Annotated in this window: 13 protein-coding genes; 2 read left to right on the plus strand and 11 right to left on the minus strand. The window is 45.8% G+C overall.

The window, feature by feature from the left end:
* Positions 1 to 20: 20 nt before the first annotated feature.
* Entirely contained in the window at positions 21 to 1,271 is a 1,251-nt protein-coding gene (locus FJ023_06365) for a glycosyltransferase family 4 protein (protein ID MBM4446960.1), read from the minus strand.
* A 219-nt stretch (positions 1,272 to 1,490) separates the two neighbouring features.
* Between FJ023_06365 and FJ023_06370 the strand changes: the two genes are divergently transcribed.
* Positions 1,491 to 2,744, plus strand: a complete 1,254-nt coding sequence (locus tag FJ023_06370) for an argininosuccinate synthase (protein MBM4446961.1) — start codon at positions 1,491 to 1,493, stop codon at positions 2,742 to 2,744.
* Between the two features lie 8 nt (positions 2,745 to 2,752).
* Positions 2,753 to 3,928: an argininosuccinate lyase gene (gene argH, locus FJ023_06375; protein MBM4446962.1), complete on the plus strand. Its 1,176-nt coding sequence runs from the start codon at positions 2,753 to 2,755 to the stop codon at positions 3,926 to 3,928.
* Between the two features lie 192 nt (positions 3,929 to 4,120).
* Here argH and FJ023_06380 read toward each other — a convergent pair whose 3' ends face one another.
* The 10 genes from FJ023_06380 to FJ023_06425 form a co-directional block, all read right to left on the minus strand.
* On the minus strand, positions 4,121 to 5,383 hold the full coding sequence (locus FJ023_06380) for a glycosyltransferase family 4 protein (GenBank protein ID MBM4446963.1): 1,263 nt from the start codon (positions 5,381 to 5,383) through the stop codon (positions 4,121 to 4,123).
* 127 nt (positions 5,384 to 5,510) lie between these two features.
* A complete protein-coding gene (locus FJ023_06385) occupies positions 5,511 to 5,930 on the minus strand; it encodes a YjbQ family protein (protein ID MBM4446964.1) in 420 nt (139 codons plus the stop codon).
* Positions 5,927 to 6,700, minus strand: coding sequence for a dihydroorotate dehydrogenase electron transfer subunit (locus FJ023_06390; GenBank protein ID MBM4446965.1), 774 nt, complete (start codon positions 6,698 to 6,700; stop codon positions 5,927 to 5,929). The genes FJ023_06385 and FJ023_06390 overlap by 4 nt, the downstream gene beginning before the upstream one ends.
* Before the next feature lie 25 nt (positions 6,701 to 6,725).
* Entirely contained in the window at positions 6,726 to 9,926 is a 3,201-nt protein-coding gene (gene carB / locus FJ023_06395; protein MBM4446966.1) for a carbamoyl-phosphate synthase large subunit, read from the minus strand.
* 21 nt (positions 9,927 to 9,947) lie between these two features.
* A complete protein-coding gene (locus FJ023_06400; GenBank protein ID MBM4446967.1) occupies positions 9,948 to 11,279 on the minus strand; it encodes a dihydroorotase in 1,332 nt (443 codons plus the stop codon).
* Positions 11,279 to 12,292, minus strand: coding sequence for an aspartate carbamoyltransferase catalytic subunit (locus FJ023_06405; protein ID MBM4446968.1), 1,014 nt, complete (start codon positions 12,290 to 12,292; stop codon positions 11,279 to 11,281). Before FJ023_06405 ends, FJ023_06400 begins: the two co-directional genes overlap by 1 nt.
* Complete coding sequence (gene pyrR, locus FJ023_06410) at positions 12,276 to 12,836, minus strand: bifunctional pyr operon transcriptional regulator/uracil phosphoribosyltransferase PyrR (GenBank protein ID MBM4446969.1); 561 nt, start codon at positions 12,834 to 12,836, stop codon at positions 12,276 to 12,278. Before pyrR ends, FJ023_06405 begins: the two co-directional genes overlap by 17 nt.
* A 188-nt stretch (positions 12,837 to 13,024) precedes the next feature.
* Positions 13,025 to 13,981 carry an NAD(P)-dependent oxidoreductase gene (locus tag FJ023_06415; protein MBM4446970.1) on the minus strand — a complete coding sequence of 319 codons (957 nt, stop codon included), beginning with the start codon at positions 13,979 to 13,981 and terminating at the stop codon, positions 13,025 to 13,027.
* Between the two features lie 18 nt (positions 13,982 to 13,999).
* Entirely contained in the window at positions 14,000 to 14,875 is an 876-nt protein-coding gene (locus FJ023_06420; GenBank protein MBM4446971.1) for an alpha/beta fold hydrolase, read from the minus strand.
* A 227-nt stretch (positions 14,876 to 15,102) separates the two neighbouring features.
* Positions 15,103 to 15,903 carry a prepilin peptidase gene (locus tag FJ023_06425; protein ID MBM4446972.1) on the minus strand — a complete coding sequence of 267 codons (801 nt, stop codon included), beginning with the start codon at positions 15,901 to 15,903 and terminating at the stop codon, positions 15,103 to 15,105.
* Positions 15,904 to 15,908: the final 5 nt, after the last annotated feature.

Below are 15,908 nucleotides of genomic sequence, written 5' to 3' on the forward strand. Positions count from 1 at the left end.
TGCTCCTTAGGTATCATATCTCATTGTGCCTCAATAAGTTTTTGGTGCTCAATAGCTTCTTCGTAGACTTCAACCGTATGTTTAGCGGTGTTTTTCCAATTGAACATGTCCATTACTCGCCTGCGTCCCGTCTCACCAAGTTGTCTGCGCCTTTCTGGATTGTCCAGCAGGCCTGCAATTGCCTCGGCCAGCGCTCTGGTATCAGCCGGAGGTACCAGTATGCCGGCATCGCCGACAATTTCAGGTAGCGCTCCAGCAGTCGTTGAAATTACAGGAGCACTGCAGCACATGGCTTCAGCTGCCGGCAAGCCAAATCCCTCGTAAACGGACGGCACTACTACCATGGTGGCAGTGGAATAATGCTTTACTAGTTCATCAGTGGTTACCTGCCCGAGACGGGTAACGCAATCAGCAATGCCCAGACTGTCAACTAATCCTTGCGTGTAGCCATTTTTCAGCTGCTTTCCAATTATTACAAGCTCTATTTTTCGTTCCGACCGCAAAGCAGCGACCGCCTCAAGCAGGTATTTCAATCCTTTTAGCGGAGTATCACCGCTGTTTATTACCAGCAGGCGGTTTTCCAGGCGGCTAATTCCAGGGATTTGCGTGAATATGGAGCTGTCAACACCATCATAGATAATGCGTAGGCTATCTTTTGGCAGCTTAAAGATGTCAACAATCTCACGATAAGAATTCTGTGAGCCGGTAATAAAGTGCGAGAGCCTCTTGGCAACCTTAAGTTGCATGTTTGCAAATGCATACCATCTCCTGATGCCCATCTTCTGCCATAAGGACTTAGCGGCTTTAATGGCTAAGTCTCGGTCTATGGTAATAGGGTGATGAATGGTTGTTACCACCGGGGCGCCGAGCTCTTTTATTTTCAGGATGCTGTGTGACAGACTTTGATTATCGTGAATAACGTCATATTTTTTGTGTCCATTATTGTTGCGCAGGAAGCTATAAGCGCGCATGCCGAAAGTCAATGGCTCGGTGAAAAACCCAGTGCAAACGCCAAGCCATTCGATAAGATTAGGCGTGGAATCCAGTTTTCGAGGACTGATAAGGAAACGTTGCCTTTCCGGTAGCGCATATAGGTCTAGACTGGGCAGCTTAATGAGTTTTATACTGTTGTCCAATTCTGGATATGGTGGTCCAGATATTACTTCAACATCGTGGCCGAGCTCATGAAGGCAACGGCTTAGGTAGCGGACATAAATGCCCTGTCCGCCGGAATAGCGATAACATCTATAACTAAGCAAGCATATACGCATTTAACGTCAATCCGAGTTTGAAACATTTACGGTTGAATGCAAAAAGCCACACACTATTTTACCTTTGTTTTGCAGATATATCAACACGCACGTAGGTTTAGGCGGAAATCAGCGAGGGAACGATGAAATTTCTATTGAGGTCTAGATAAGGATAAATTATCTATAAGTTTTCAAATTTCAAAAAATCGACTATAATTGAAAGCTAAAATGGTGAACAATATGGCAAAGAAAGTAATACTTGCCTATAGCGGAGGGTTGGATACATCTGTCATTTTGAAATGGCTAGTTAACAAGGGATACAACGTCATTTGCTTCGTTGGTAATGTTGGTCAAAAAGAGGATTTTGGAGAAATAGAGAAGAAAGGACTGAAAACTGGTGCCTCGAAAGTTTACACTGAAGACCTGAGAGGTGAATTTGTTACTGATTTTATTTTCCCAGCCCTCAAAGGAAATGCTATGTACGAAGGGAGATATTTATTAGGTACCTCATTAGCTAGACCTCTGCTTGCGAGAAAACAAATTGAAATTGCTGAGAAAGAAAACGCTGAATTCGTTGCTCATGGAGCAACTGGCAAAGGCAACGATCAAGTAAGATTCGAGCTAGCTTATTACGCACTCAATCCAAAAATAAAACTTATTTGTCCGTGGAAAGATCCAGAATTCTTGGCAGAATTCAAGGGGAGAAGTGACCTTATTGATTATGCCAGAAAATGGAAAATTCCTATCAAAGCTAGTAGGAAGAAGCCGTACAGTGAAGATGAGAATTTAATGCATATCAGCCACGAAGCGGGAATTTTGGAGAATCCGCTATTTAGACCACCCGAAAATTTATTTAGCAGAACAACTTCCCTCTCAATGGCTCCGAATAAAGAAACTATAATTGAAATTCATTTTCAAGACGGAATTCCCACTAAAATGGTAAATCGAAATGATGGTACAACAAAAACGAAACCTTTGGAATTGTTTATCCATATCAACGAATTGGGGAGTAAAAATGGCATTGGAAGAGTTGACATGGTTGAGAACAGATTTATTGGGATAAAATCCAGGGGGGTTTATGAAGCACCAGGAGCAACAATCCTCTGGCTTGCTCATAGAGACCTCGAAGGCATAGCTATGGATAAAGAGGTTATGCACTTGAGAGATATGCTTATACCTAAATTTTCAGAATTGATCTACAATGGATTCTGGTTTTCTCCTGAGATGGATTTTTTAATGTGCGCAATCGATAAGAGCCAAGAAGCTATCGATGGAAAAGTACTAGTCTCGTTATATAAAGGAAACGTAAATATAGTTGGCAGAGAATCGCCTACTTCTCTTTATGATAAGGAATTATCTAGTATGGATGTGGAAGGGGAATTTGATGCTGTAGATTCAAGAGGATTTATTAACATCAATGCTATAAGATTAAAGGCCCATTATCTTGTTTTGGGAAGAAGAAAACCTTATATATGGCGTGAAAAGAAAAAATAGTACTTAATATGAAACTTTGGCAAAAAGATTACAAACTAAATAAGCAAATAGAGGAATTTACAGTTGGAGAGGACTATATTCTGGATCAGAACCTTATAATATATGATTGCATCGCGTCCGTAGCCCATGCAAAAATGCTTGGCAAGATTGGAATATTGAAGAGAGAAGAAGTTCAAAAACTAGTTAAAGAAATCAACCATATTATTGAATCCTGTCAAAAGGGGCAGTTTAAAATTTCAAAAGAACAGGAAGATTGTCACACAGCTATTGAAAGTCATCTGACAAAGAACTTAGGTGATTTGGGCAAAAAAATACACACTGCAAGATCGAGAAATGATCAAGTGCTTACCGCTCTAAGATTGTATTATAAAGATCAATTGAATGATTGTAAGGAACTGATTAATGAATTAATTAAACAAATAAAGATATTTATCAAAAGATACGGAGAGATAGAATTTCCTGGCTACACTCACACTAGAAAAGCTATGCCTTTATCCATCGCTCTTTGGGGAAGCTCCCTCCTCGACTCAATGAAAGACAATTTAATAGCTCTTAACTTTGCTTTAGAGTTAATTGACCAATCGCCCCTGGGAACCGGAGCAGGATATGGTATACCTCTTACGATAGATAGGAAATATACTGCGAAATTATTAGGTTTCAAAAATATACAGAAAAATCCTATTTATGCACAGAATAGCAGAGGTAAATATGAGTCTACCATCTTGCACATCTTAAGCCAAATAATGTTTGATTTGAATAAAATCGCATCTGACTTAATCCTTTTTAGCATGCCGGAACTTGGTTATTTTGAATTACCTGAAGAACTCTGCACAGGAAGTTCGATGATGCCACAGAAGAAAAATCCTGATGTGTTGGAGGTATTGAGAGCAAAATATCATGTTGTTATTTCGTATGAATTCCAAATTAAAAATATAATTAGCAATCTTTTATCAGGTTATAATCGTGACCTCCAACTTACAAAAGAACCTACGATGAAGGGTTTGGAAACAACAAAGGAGAGTCTGTATATAACGAGCCTCGTATTTTCAAAACTAAAAGTTAATAAGAAAAATTGCGAGCAATCTTTAACAAAGGATATCTATGCGACAGAAGAAGTATTTGGATTAGTTAAAAAGGGAATTCCATTTAGAGAAGCTTACAAAACAATTTCCAAAAAATACTAAAGTTTTCGGCTGAGTTAAGGCCTGAGCAAAAAAATACTGACAGTCTGCTTGACCCTGTTCTAAGGGCTTATGTTGAAGAGGACAAAAGCGTTGAATAGATTATTCATATGGGTTTTAAAGAGCAGGTAGTTAAGCGAGCAGTTCAACTGGTTGATACCAGCGAGTGCAAGCGGCGTCAGTCACCGCCGGGTATTATTGCGACTTCAAATATTTTTGATATTCGATTGCCTCAGTGTAGACATCGACAGTGCGCTGGGCTGTATTTCGCCAGTTAAACATTTGCACGATCCTTTTGCGCCCAATTCTGCTGAGATGGTTACGTTTATTCGGACTAACCACAAGTGCTGAAATTGCTTCTGTGAGAGCCTGCGCATCAGCAGGGGGTACCAGTATCCCGGCATCTCCTACTACCTCGGGCAAAGCGCCGGCAGTAGTGGAGACTACCGGAGCCCCGCAAGCCATGGCTTCAGCAGCAGGTAAACCGAAACCCTCATATACCGATGGGATGACTACAATACTAGCTAACCTGTACTGATTTACAAGTTCAGCAGTATCTATCTCATCAATAAACTTTACATAATCTCTGATACCAAGATTACTAATAAGCCTCTGTGTTGCGCTGTTATCTGTCCCTTTCGCCACCACTATTAGCTCAAGAGGGTGTTTCTGCCGTAATATGGCTAATGCTTCCAGCATATATTTCAAACCTTTAACGGGAGTGTCTCTGCTTATTACTACCAGGAGTCTGTTTTCCAGGGGGTTCACTTTTAGGGGGTTCACTTTTGAGGAAGGGCTGAAAATATCTGTGTCAATCCCATTGTATATAACTCGCAGCTTGTCTTCGGATATTCCGAAAGTATTAGCAATGTGTTGGCGAGCAGTCTGTGAAACTGTAATGATGTGGGAAAGTCTGCGAGCGACTTTGATTTGCATATTGATAAAAGAGAACCATCTCTTGAGTCCCAACTTATCTTTCAATGAAGTTGCTGCCTGAACAGCTAAATCACGGTCAATGGTTACAGGATGATGGATAGTCTCAACAACTGGGAAGCCGAGTTCCTGAATTTTAAACACACCGTATGCCAGTGTCTGATTATCATGGACAACGTCATATTTGTTGTTTCCACTATCACGTATGAGTTCATGTGCTCGCATACCGAAGGCCATAGGTTCTGAGAAGTAGCCGCTCATTGTGCCGAGCCATTCGATTAGGCTGGGGAACGTATTCAATTTTCTTGGGTTTATAAATAGTCGTCTGACTGATGACATTGCATACAGGTCTAGGCTGGGCAACTTAATCAATTTTATTCCATTATCCAATTCTGGGTATGGTGGTCCCGATATTATATCGACCCGATGACCAAGGTCGCGTAGGGAACGGCTCAGGTAGCGAAGGTAAATACCTTGCCCGCCGGAATATCGATAACTTCGGTAGCTAAGCAAGCAGACACGCATTTGACTATCTGTCTCTATGTTAAATCGAGAAGAGTTGAATACGAGAAGTTAACCGACATTTTACCTTACGGGAAATGGCTATTACAATGATGTGTTGGAGTCTTCGTTGAGGATACGAGCCATGTGCCTATTCGCCTAGAAGCTGTACGATGATTCCTCTGGACCTGGGGCGATTGTCAAAGTCTACCACTACAATCTGCTGCCAGGTTCCGAGCGTCATTTTCTTATTGGCAAAGGGTACGACCAACGATGGGCCTTGAAGTGAAGCTCTCACGTGAGAGTGTCCATTACCATCTCCCCATCTCTGGTCATGCTGATAAGGTATATTTGAAGGCGCATGCCGTTCCCACATATCCTTGAAATCGCTAATCAGCCCATCCTCGTATTCAATAGTTGTTATGCCTGCGGTTGACCCGGAGATAAAAATGGTGGCTATGCCATTATTAATATTAGAGTTCTTGATCTCATTGGCTATTTCTGTGGTTATATCTATCATATCGCAATCCCCTCTGGTGCTGAGGTGGATGGTTTTGTTCATTACCGTCATATTTTTACCTCCTCCAATATAATTTCATCCAGATTGAAAACAGGCCCATCACGGCACACCTGTTTCATGTCATGCCTTGTCTTTATGCTGCAACTGAAGCAAGCTCCTAGGCCACAGCCCATTCTTACTTCCAGTGAAACCTGTATTGGTTTTTTGACAAACCAGCGTTGCCTTTGATGCTCTATTATCCGGTACATGTCTAGCGGGCCGCAGGCGTAGATTTGGTCTGTCCAATCAACATATCTGGATAAAATGTCCGTTATCTTGCCCTTTTCACCGTCACTGCCATCTTCGGTAGTGATGATTATCTCAATTCCGCTGGGCAAAAGCTTTTGAGGGTAAAGCTCATCTTTTGTGCGTGCGCCTAAGAGCAGTTTTACAGACCTCTTTTCGCTTAGTGCTTTTTGGGCAAGGAAGACCAAAGGGGCAATGCCTATTCCGCCAGCTACCAGCAGCAGTTTCTTGGATGTGGGCTCAATGGAGAAACCTTTGCCTAGAGGGCCAATCAAATCTAACGCCTCATTTTTCTTTCTTTGAGATAACCATAAGGTGCCTTTACCGGCTATCTTGAAAAGGAGACAGAGGTTTTTGGAATCGGTTAGTTGGTGAATGCTGAGAGGTCGGCGCAGTGTGAGTTCCTCTCCGCATCTGACCGTTACGAATTGTCCTGGTTGTGATGTGGCAGCAATATCAGGTGCGTCGACATAAATAAGATGATACCCGGGCATTAGCTCGAGGTTGGAGATAACGGTAGCTGAAACTTGTTTCAATTTACTAACTACTCCAACCCCCTAGCTATTTAATATCGGCATGATAGCTTTGCAAGGACTTGACTTCTGGCTTACCATTGCGATATGCAGTATTTCCCTTGGCGGCGGCAACAGCAGCGGCAAGAGTGGTTACATAAGGCACCTTGTACCTAATTGCTGCCTTGCGGATATAGGAACTGTCGTATTTGCTTAGCTTGCCGCTTGGTGTATTGATGACCAACTGAATCTCTCTGTTCTTGATTTCATCCACGATGTTGGGGCGACCTTCGTGCATCTTGAGTATTAGCTCAGATGGGATGCCATAACTGGTCAAAAATTCATGGGTGCCACGTGTTGCCTTTATCCTGAAGCCAAGTTCGGCAAATCGCTTCGCTATTTCTAATGTGGCGGGCATGTCCTTAGTTGACAGGCTTATTAAGACTGTCCCGTTGTCTGGGAGCGATTGCTGTGCAGCCGCCTGTGCTTTGAAAAAGGCAAGGCCAAAGGAATCCGCGAGCCCCAGCACCTCTCCGGTAGACCGCATTTCCGGCCCAAGAATGGGGTCCACCTCAGGAAACATGGGAAATGGGAAGACCGACTCTTTGACACCGAAATGAGGGATGTGACGTGGCTTGAGATTAAGCTCTGGGAGCTTCTTGCCCAGCATGATTTGGGTTGCAAGTCTTGCCATGGAAACATTGCAGACTTTCGAGACCAGCGGCACGGTTCGTGAGGCGCGGGGATTGGCTTCCAGTACATAGACAACATCTTTAGCTATAGCATACTGGATGTTCATGAGGCCTATCACGTTAAGTTCCGTAGCTATTTTCCTGGTGTACTCGTTGATGGTATCAATGTGTTGCTGAGGTATGGTGACGGGTGGTATCACACAGGCTGAATCACCGGAATGCACACCGGCTAACTCGATGTGCTCCATGACTGCCGGCACAAGGGCATCGGTCCCATCAGCTATAGCATCTGCCTCGGTTTCGATAGCGTTTTCAAGAAACTTGTCGATTAGGATAGGGCGGTCGGGGGTCACAGCTACTGCTGCAGCAACGTACTCTTTGAGCATATCCTCGTCATGTACCACCTCCATGCCACGACCACCCAATACGTATGATGGGCGCACCATCAACGGATACCCGATTCGCTTGGCGACATTCAGAGCTTCCTCTAGATTGCTGGCCATTCCAGATTCTGGCATGGGGATGTTAAGCTTTTGCATCATCTGGCGGAAGCGGTCTCTATCCTCGGCAAGGTCTATAGCATGAGGTGATGTGCCTAAGATTTTGACACCGGCTTCAGCCAATTCGTTGGCAATATTTAGTGGTGTCTGACCGCCGAATTGGACAATCACGCCTTCAGGCTTTTCCTTTTCGTAGATGCTCAAGACATCTTCAACGGTAAGCGGTTCAAAGTAGAGTTTATCCGAGGTGTCGTAATCTGTTGACACTGTTTCAGGGTTACAGTTGACCATTATGGTCTCATATCCTTCATCTCGCAGGGCAAAAGCTGCGTGCACACAGCAGTAATCGAATTCTATGCCCTGGCCGATGCGGTTTGGCCCGCCTCCCAATACCATTACTTTTTGTCTATTGCTGCTTGTGGTTTTGTCAGGTGCGTTGTAGGTTGAGAAATAATACGCTGCGTTTTCCACGCCGCTTACAGGAATAGGCTCCCAGCCTCCAACCACCCCGAGTGAAATCCGCCTTTGGCGAATCTGTTTTTCCGACAGACCGAGAATTTGCGACAGATAACGGTCTGAGAACCCGTCTTTCTTGGCTTGAATGAGCAACTCATCAGGTAGTGTCTTGCCTTTGCAACGGAGGATTTCCTCCTCTATCTCTACCAGCTCCTTCATTTGGTTTATGAACCAGGGCTTGAGATAAGTCTTCTCGTAGAGTTTTTGCACATCGGCACCTTTACGCAGGGCCTCATACATTATGAACTGTCGCTCGCTTGTAGGTTCGTTTAACATGCTCATTAGCTCATCCAATGATTTCTTGTGAAAGTCCCTGGCAAAGCCCAAACCATAGTGGCCGTTCTCCAGGGAATGGATTGCCTTCTGTAGTGCTTCCTTGTAAGTTTTACCGATGCTCATAGCCTCGCCGACGGCGCGCATTTGAGTGCCAAGTTTGTCCTCCGCGTCCCTGAATTTTTCGAAAGCCCAGCGGGCAAATTTGACTACTACGTAGTCACCCGATGGCGTATATTTTTCCAGAGTGCCGTCACGCCAATAGGGGATTTCGTCCAGTGTGAGGCCAGCGGCTAATTTGGCAGAGACGAAGGCAATCGGGAAACCCGTCGCCTTGGAAGCGAGCGCCGATGAGCGCGAAGTTCTGGGGTTGATTTCGATTACTACAACACGGCCTGTCTTGGGGTCATGCGCGAATTGAATGTTAGTGCCCCCTATTACACGTATTGCCTCTACGATTCTATAGGAATACTCCTGGAGGCGTTTCTGCAAATCGGTGTCGATTGTAAGCATGGGAGCCACACAAAAAGAGTCGCCGGTGTGAACACCCATGGCGTCTACATTTTCAATGAAACATACGGTAATCATCTGGTTCTTGGAATCCCTGACGACTTCCAATTCTAGCTCTTCCCATCCCAAAACTGATTCTTCCACCAGCACCTGACCGATAAGGCTTACCGAAATGCCACGACTAGCAACGGTGCGTAATTCCTCTATGTTGTAGACAAGGCCGCCGCCGGTTCCCCCCATGGTGTAGGCGGGACGGATAACTACTGGATAGCCTAGCTCGGCTGCGACTTTTTCTGCGTCCTCAACACTGTAGACTGCTTGGCTTTGAGGCATTTCTATGCCAAGGCGATTCATTGTCTCCTTGAAAGCGATGCGGTCTTCGCCGCTTTTAATGGCATCGACATCGACGCCGATCACTTGGACGCCATATTTCTTAAGGGCTCCTGAGCGTGCCAGCTCAGAACTAAGGTTGAGACCTGTTTGGCCACCAAGGTTTGGCAGTAGAGCATCAGGCCGTTCCTTTTCAATGATCTGGGTCATCATTTCCAGATTGAGCGGTTCAATATATGTTACGTCTGCCGTTCCCGGGTCAGTCATAATAGTCGCCGGATTTGAATTTACTAGCACAATTTCATAGCCTAGGCTGCGAAGGGCTTTGCAAGCCTGCGTTCCAGAGTAGTCGAATTCACAGGCCTGTCCTATAACAATAGGGCCAGAGCCGATAATCATCACCTTTGTTATATCATTACGCCTAGGCATATACAGAACATCTCCTCTCTATTATAAGTCCTCTCGATATACTGTTTTCCCAGCTACTATGGTCATGATTATTCTGCCTTTGAAAGAGCAGCCATCGAATGGGGTGTTTTTGCCTTTGGAAGCGAAGTCATGGCTGTCGACAACCCATTCCTTATTCGGATCGAGAAGGGTAACATCAGCTGGGCAGCCAGTCTTTAATGTACCGAGTTCTCCGTATTTGGTGCCGATAATTCTGGCTGGCTCGAACGTGAGCTTGGAGATTAGAGTCTTTAGGTCTAGCTGGCCACTATGCACCAGGCCCATGAGGCAGGCTAAAGCTGTTTCTAAGCCACTGATGCCAAAAGCTGCCAGTCCGAACTCGCACATTTTGTCCACCAGAGTGTGAGGGGCGTGGTCTGTGGCAATGGCATCGATAATGCCACCGTTGAGGCCTTTGATTAAGGCGGCAATATCTTCTTTGGTGCGCAATGGCGGGTTGACTTTCGCGTTGGTATCGTATGCTAATTGTTTGTTTTCTTTTAGTTGGCTGCCCATGACTCGTTCTTCAGTCAGAGTCAAGTGGTGGGGGGTGACTTCGGCAGTGACTGATACGCCTTTTTCTTTGGCCCGGCGTATAAGTTCTACTGAGCCATCTGTGCTGACATGGGCAATATGGAGCTTAGCGCCGGTTAGCTGGGCTAGGGCAAGGTCACGTGCGACTACAATCTCCTCAGCGGCTTTGGGCATACCTTTAAGTCCCAGGCGCGCTGATACCCAGCCATCGTTCATAAAGCCGTTATCGCTTAATTCTTTATCCTCACAATGGTCAATAATCGGTAAGCCTAAGACTTGGCTGTAATCCATGGCCAGTGACATAATTCGTGAGCTGGCTACCGTATCACCATCGTCGCTGAAGCCGATGACTCCAACCTTAGCCAACTCATTCATCTCTGTTAGCTCTTTGCCTTGTCTCCCCTTGGTGATGCAGCCTATTGGCAGCACTTGAACCGTCCCCTCAATTTCAGCTGTCTTTTTTACATAATCTATAGAAGTCTGATTATCTAGAGGAGGATTTGTATTCGGCATGCAGCAAACAGTGGTAAAGCCTCCTTTAGCGGCAGCTTTGGTGCCGGTGCCGATAGTCTCTTTGTCTTCAAAGCCTGGTTCGCGGAGATGGCAGTGGAGGTCGATAAAACCGGGACAGACAATAAGGCCGGTAGCATCGACAGTGTGCAAGTCGGGCTGTGATGGTGCTTTACCTTTGTCTCCGATCCAGGAGATTTTGCCTTTGGTGATGAGGAGGTCAGCAATTTTATCTATTCCTTGACTGGGATCAATGATGTGGCCGCCGCTTATTATCAGGTTATGAGGCATTATTTGCTTTTACCTCCAGCGATTAAGTAGAGCAATGCCATTCGGATGGTTACACCGTTAGCTACCTGCTCTTCGATTACCGATTGAGTCCCGTGGGCGACTTCAGGGCTGATTTCGATACCTTCGTTCATGGGGCCGGGGTGCATAACCAAGACGTGTGGCTTTGCTAGGGAAAGTCGTTCCATGGTTAATTGATAAAGCTGGATATATTCCCGTAGACTGGGAAGCAGCCCGCTTTGTTGCCTTTCCATCTGTAGCCTTAAGGGCATTACCACATCGGCACCTTCCAAAGCGGGCTCGATCTTGGTTTCGATGCTGACATTTGGAAGCCGACAGTTGGCGATGAAGTTATCCAAGCCTCGCGGTAAGAGAGTTGATGGGGCACATAGGACTACCTTAGTCCCCATGGTAGTCATGCCCCATATATCTGAGCGGGCTACCCGACTGTGCGTAATATCACCGATAATGGCTACCTTAAGATTGGCAAGCTTGCCTAAGTGGCGGCGGATAGTGTAGAGGTCGAGAAGAGCTTGAGAAGGATGGGCGTGCCAGCCGTCTCCGGCGTTTATTATGCTGCATTTTACATGTTGCATGGCGAGATAAGGGGCGCCAGATTGTGAATGGCGCATGACTATAATATCGGCGCCCAGGGCCTGAATAGTACACAAGCTATCAATTAAAGACTCCCCCTTGGTAACGCTGCTTTTGGCGGCATCGAGACTTACTGTATCGGCGCTGAGATTCTTAGCTGCCAACTCGAATGAGGCACGAGTGCGCGTACTTGGCTCGTAGAACAGGGTAACAACTGTCTTTCCTCTTAATGTTGGCACCTTCTTTACTTCTCTGGTAAGTACCTCTGCCATAGCGTTAGCTGTCTCGAGGACCAGTTCTATTTCTTCTTGGGTGAAATCATCCAGGTCGAGTATATGATGATGTTGCCACACAGCTATGAATGGTGGCGGGAAAGTATCTGGAGTTGTGGTACTTGAACTCGGCTCAATCGTTTCTATCATTCGCCCCCTTGCCAGGTGAGAGTATAGTTACCTTGTCTTCATCATCTACCTCTTTAACAGACACCTTTATTTCCTCATCTTTTGATGTGGGTATGTTCTTGCCCACATAGTCGGCACGGATGGGCAGTTCGCGATGGCCTCGGTCGACAAGAACTGCTAACTGGATGGATTGAGGACGCCCTAAGTCAATAAGAGCATCCATCGCTGCGCGGATGCTGCGTCCTGTGTAGAAGACATCGTCAACAAGGACTACCTGTTTGCCAGAAACATCTATGGGGATGTCAGTGCGATGAACTGTGGGTTTGAGAGATAACGATGAGAGGTCGTCGCGATAGAGGCTGATGTCTAGTGAGCCAACAGGGACGGTAATTCCCTCGAGGCCTTGAATAGTAGCGGCTAACCGCTTGGCTAATGGGACTCCCCGTGTTTGCATGCCGACGAGGACGATGTCATTGGCGCCTTTGTTTCTTTCCACGATCTCGTGGGCAACGCGAACCAAGGCCCTCTGCATGTCCTCTGGGGACATGAGGATTCTATCCGGCATAAGAAAAACCTCCTGCCCAGAACTGGCAAGAGGTTTTCAAACAAGCAATCTGAAACAGACGCTTTGTTGAGCTACAATCGTTTATCATATTGCCCTTGCCAGCCTCTCTGGACTGACTTAAAGGTCTCACTTGAGTAGTAGTATATCATACAGATGCCCGGAGATGCAATATCTGGCAACAAAAATGGCTAAAAAAACTGAACAACGACTTTTCCAAAGACAGGCCCGACAAAGCGGCGCATGAATGGTAGAAAGCCCGAGCCATATTGCCTGGCCAGTTCCTTAGAATAGTCCTTAAGATAGTCAGCAAAAGTATGTCGCTGAAATTTGAGAAGTTCCTGAGATTTGGTCGTATCATACCAGTCAAGGTAATAAGGCTCTGTGGTGAACTTGCGACTTGGTGGTAGCGGTAACCCCATAATTCCCATCATGGCGTGGATCATGTCCTTGTATAGCATCCTTTGCTCAGGCCCGCCGCTAATGACTAGAATTTTTCCCTTTACCTGGGTAAAATTTTTGACGGCGTTTAATATTGCTGATGCGGTGTCGTTGGGGTGGCAGTATTCAACGCGATTGTTCAGCGGAACGGTGAACATTCGTTTGAGGTCGTTTATTGAGAAGCTTAGGTACATGGTTGCGGTAAGGCGCAAGATTACATAATCAATGCCTGATTCCTGGAAGATTTTTTCTGCTTGAAGCTTGGTCTCGCCGTATGCCCCCTTGGGATTAGGCTTAATTTTTTCTGGGCAGAGAGGCTGAGTAGCGCTGGGTGTAGGGCCAAAAGCAGCTACTGAAGAAGTAAACACGAGAGGAATGTGGTGACCCATTTCCTTTATTGAGTCAACAATTATTTTTGTCCCGTCTACGTTAACCTTAGTGGCTAGTTCAGGTCTTTCGTATGCCACCGGTGGCAAGATGCCAGCCATATGGACTACCGCATCAATCCCCTCCAGCGCCTTCTGAACAGAATCAGGATGTGTGATATCTCCCCAGATGACCTCAGCCTTGCCGTGAAGTCTCTTAACGCTCTTTCTGTTTCTTGGAGTGTCCAAGTCGAACACACGCACTCGGAAACCGTCGTGTAAAAAAGTTTTGCAGACGGTTATGCCCAACCGGCCAGCCCCCCCTGTGATAAGTACTCGCATTTTATTCTCCTTTAGGTTTTATTCGATGTTTGTCAGAGTTTTTACTGCCCAGCTTGTCCATTGGGAGCGTAGGTTCCCACGCAGAAGTGGAGTAGTGTGGAAGCCACCTTTAGTCAAAAGTAGTTTCTTAGGCCGACAAGCCGTTTCATAGATAAACGCAAATTTTTGATAAGGTGTCACCTTGTCGCCCTGACAAAACACGAAGAGTTTAGAGCAGTTCTCCAACTTTTGTAGTATCTCGGACATCTTCATTTGTGGGAAGGCTTCAAGAAATTTTTGCCAGTCAACCCGGACCTTGAAACCACCTAGGTACATCCAGATTCTGCAGAGTAAGATGGCGATACCATTTAGCCACGGAAAAGCTCCATGTTTGGGGTATTCGACAATAGCTTTAGAATCTTGCCCCCATCGTCCGATATTGCCTCGCTCATCGTTTGGGAGTTGGTTGCTTATCTCTGGTGGACAGGCTAAGGCAATGAGAGCCCGTGGATTGTTGACCCTTCCTGCAGCCATAATTACTGACATAGCTCCCAGGCTGTGTCCGATAAGCCCCATTCGTTTGCTGTCTACTTCGGGAAGTTGAGATAAAGAATTCCAGGCATCAATAACGTCTTCGGCCATCTTTCCATCGACAGCACCTTCGCTGGCACCATGGCCGCGGAAATCGAAAATGAAAGTAGCTATTCCCTGAGCTGCCATTGTTTGAGCACATGGCTCCATAACCCGATAAGCAGCACCGAAGCCATGACATAAGACGGCACCGGGCACCGGTTCATCCGCAGTTGCGTCTTTGGGGAGAAGGATTTTCCCTTTGAGTTTCAATCCGTGACTGCCAAAAACAATTGGGTACTCTTTGATGGCAGTCGTTTTCTCTTTATCGTTTCTGTTGAACATGTTTAAACCTTGCTGTTAAGTAGCTGCATTTAAGTTTATACTACTGGATTCATTTTGTGATCGAGAGTGTGGCTGGTTTTGCACAAAGAAAAGTATCGACGTCTTTGTCACACCTTTTGGTGAGGCAAGGTCATACTTTAGTATGAGTCGTGTTGAGAGATGCTTCTCTGTAAGCTAGCCAGTGATTTGCCTAATTATGGGTGTTTCTTGAAATGACTGGTGATTAGCTAAGAGTTAACCAAGTGAGCAATCCAGTTAAGCAGGTTGCTTCCCCAGAATAGAGTTGCCATGGCGGCTAAGGATAGAAAAGGGCCGAAAGGTATGGCATCTTTTCGGCTTTTCAATTTGAGCAATAGGAGAATTGCAGCTGTTAAGCCACCGCTAACCATGGCTAAAAACATGGCTAAAAGAACCAATGGAAAACCGATGACAAGGCCTATCAGTCCCACAAGCTTGACATCTCCCCACCCCATGCCTCCTCGGGAAATGAGGACTACAAGAAGTAGCAGACCAAAACCAATGCTGCCGCCGATAGCCGCATCAACAATCCAAAGCCGAAAGCCCATGCCAGCGATAACACTCGGCTCAAAGCCGAATATGGAGCCTAGCGCAGCTATACCTAAGGCAATAATCATTCCCGGATAAACTATCTTATTGGGTAATATGTTGTGCTCCAGGTCAATGAGTAAGAGGACGATGAACAAGCAGCAGTAGAAAGTAACCATCGCCAGTTCCCAGCTGAGGCCATAATACCGGTATAGGAAGCTAAATAAAATCGCTGTGCCTAATTCCACCAAGAACAAACGCCTGGGGATGGTTGCACTACAATTGCGGCAGTGACCTCTAAGCCAGAGATAGCTGAATATCGGAATATTATCCATGGAGGGAATTTTGTACTGGCATTCAGCACAATGCGATGGCGGTGAAATAATTGACTTACCTGCTGGTAGCCGGTCGGCGACTACATTTATGAAGCTGCCCGCAGCAGCACCGAGCAAGAAGAATAAAGCTGACCACAAAACAGCCATTAGCA

The organism is Chloroflexota bacterium (assembly GCA_016875875.1).
In the GTDB taxonomy this organism is placed as follows: Bacteria; Chloroflexota; Dehalococcoidia; order GIF9; family UBA5629; genus 9FT-COMBO-48-23.

Excerpts from the sequence above, each read along its gene's own strand:
- FJ023_06365 (MBM4446960.1), bottom strand. The coding sequence starts at position 1,271 with ATGCGTATATGCTTGCTTAGTTATAGATGTTATCGCTATTCCGGCGGA.
- FJ023_06370 (MBM4446961.1), top strand. The coding sequence starts at position 1,491 with ATGGCAAAGAAAGTAATACTTGCCTATAGCGGAGGGTTGGATACATCT.
- argH (MBM4446962.1), top strand. The coding sequence starts at position 2,753 with ATGAAACTTTGGCAAAAAGATTACAAACTAAATAAGCAAATAGAGGAA.
- FJ023_06380 (MBM4446963.1), bottom strand. The coding sequence starts at position 5,383 with ATGCGTGTCTGCTTGCTTAGCTACCGAAGTTATCGATATTCCGGCGGG.
- FJ023_06385 (MBM4446964.1), bottom strand. The coding sequence starts at position 5,930 with ATGACGGTAATGAACAAAACCATCCACCTCAGCACCAGAGGGGATTGC.
- carB (MBM4446966.1), bottom strand. The coding sequence starts at position 9,926 with ATGCCTAGGCGTAATGATATAACAAAGGTGATGATTATCGGCTCTGGC.
- FJ023_06400 (MBM4446967.1), bottom strand. The coding sequence starts at position 11,279 with ATGCCTCATAACCTGATAATAAGCGGCGGCCACATCATTGATCCCAGT.
- FJ023_06405 (MBM4446968.1), bottom strand. The coding sequence starts at position 12,292 with ATGATAGAAACGATTGAGCCGAGTTCAAGTACCACAACTCCAGATACT.
- pyrR (MBM4446969.1), bottom strand. The coding sequence starts at position 12,836 with ATGCCGGATAGAATCCTCATGTCCCCAGAGGACATGCAGAGGGCCTTG.
- FJ023_06415 (MBM4446970.1), bottom strand. The coding sequence starts at position 13,981 with ATGCGAGTACTTATCACAGGGGGGGCTGGCCGGTTGGGCATAACCGTC.
- FJ023_06420 (MBM4446971.1), bottom strand. The coding sequence starts at position 14,875 with ATGTTCAACAGAAACGATAAAGAGAAAACGACTGCCATCAAAGAGTAC.
- FJ023_06425 (MBM4446972.1), bottom strand. The coding sequence starts at position 15,903 with ATGGCTGTTTTGTGGTCAGCTTTATTCTTCTTGCTCGGTGCTGCTGCG.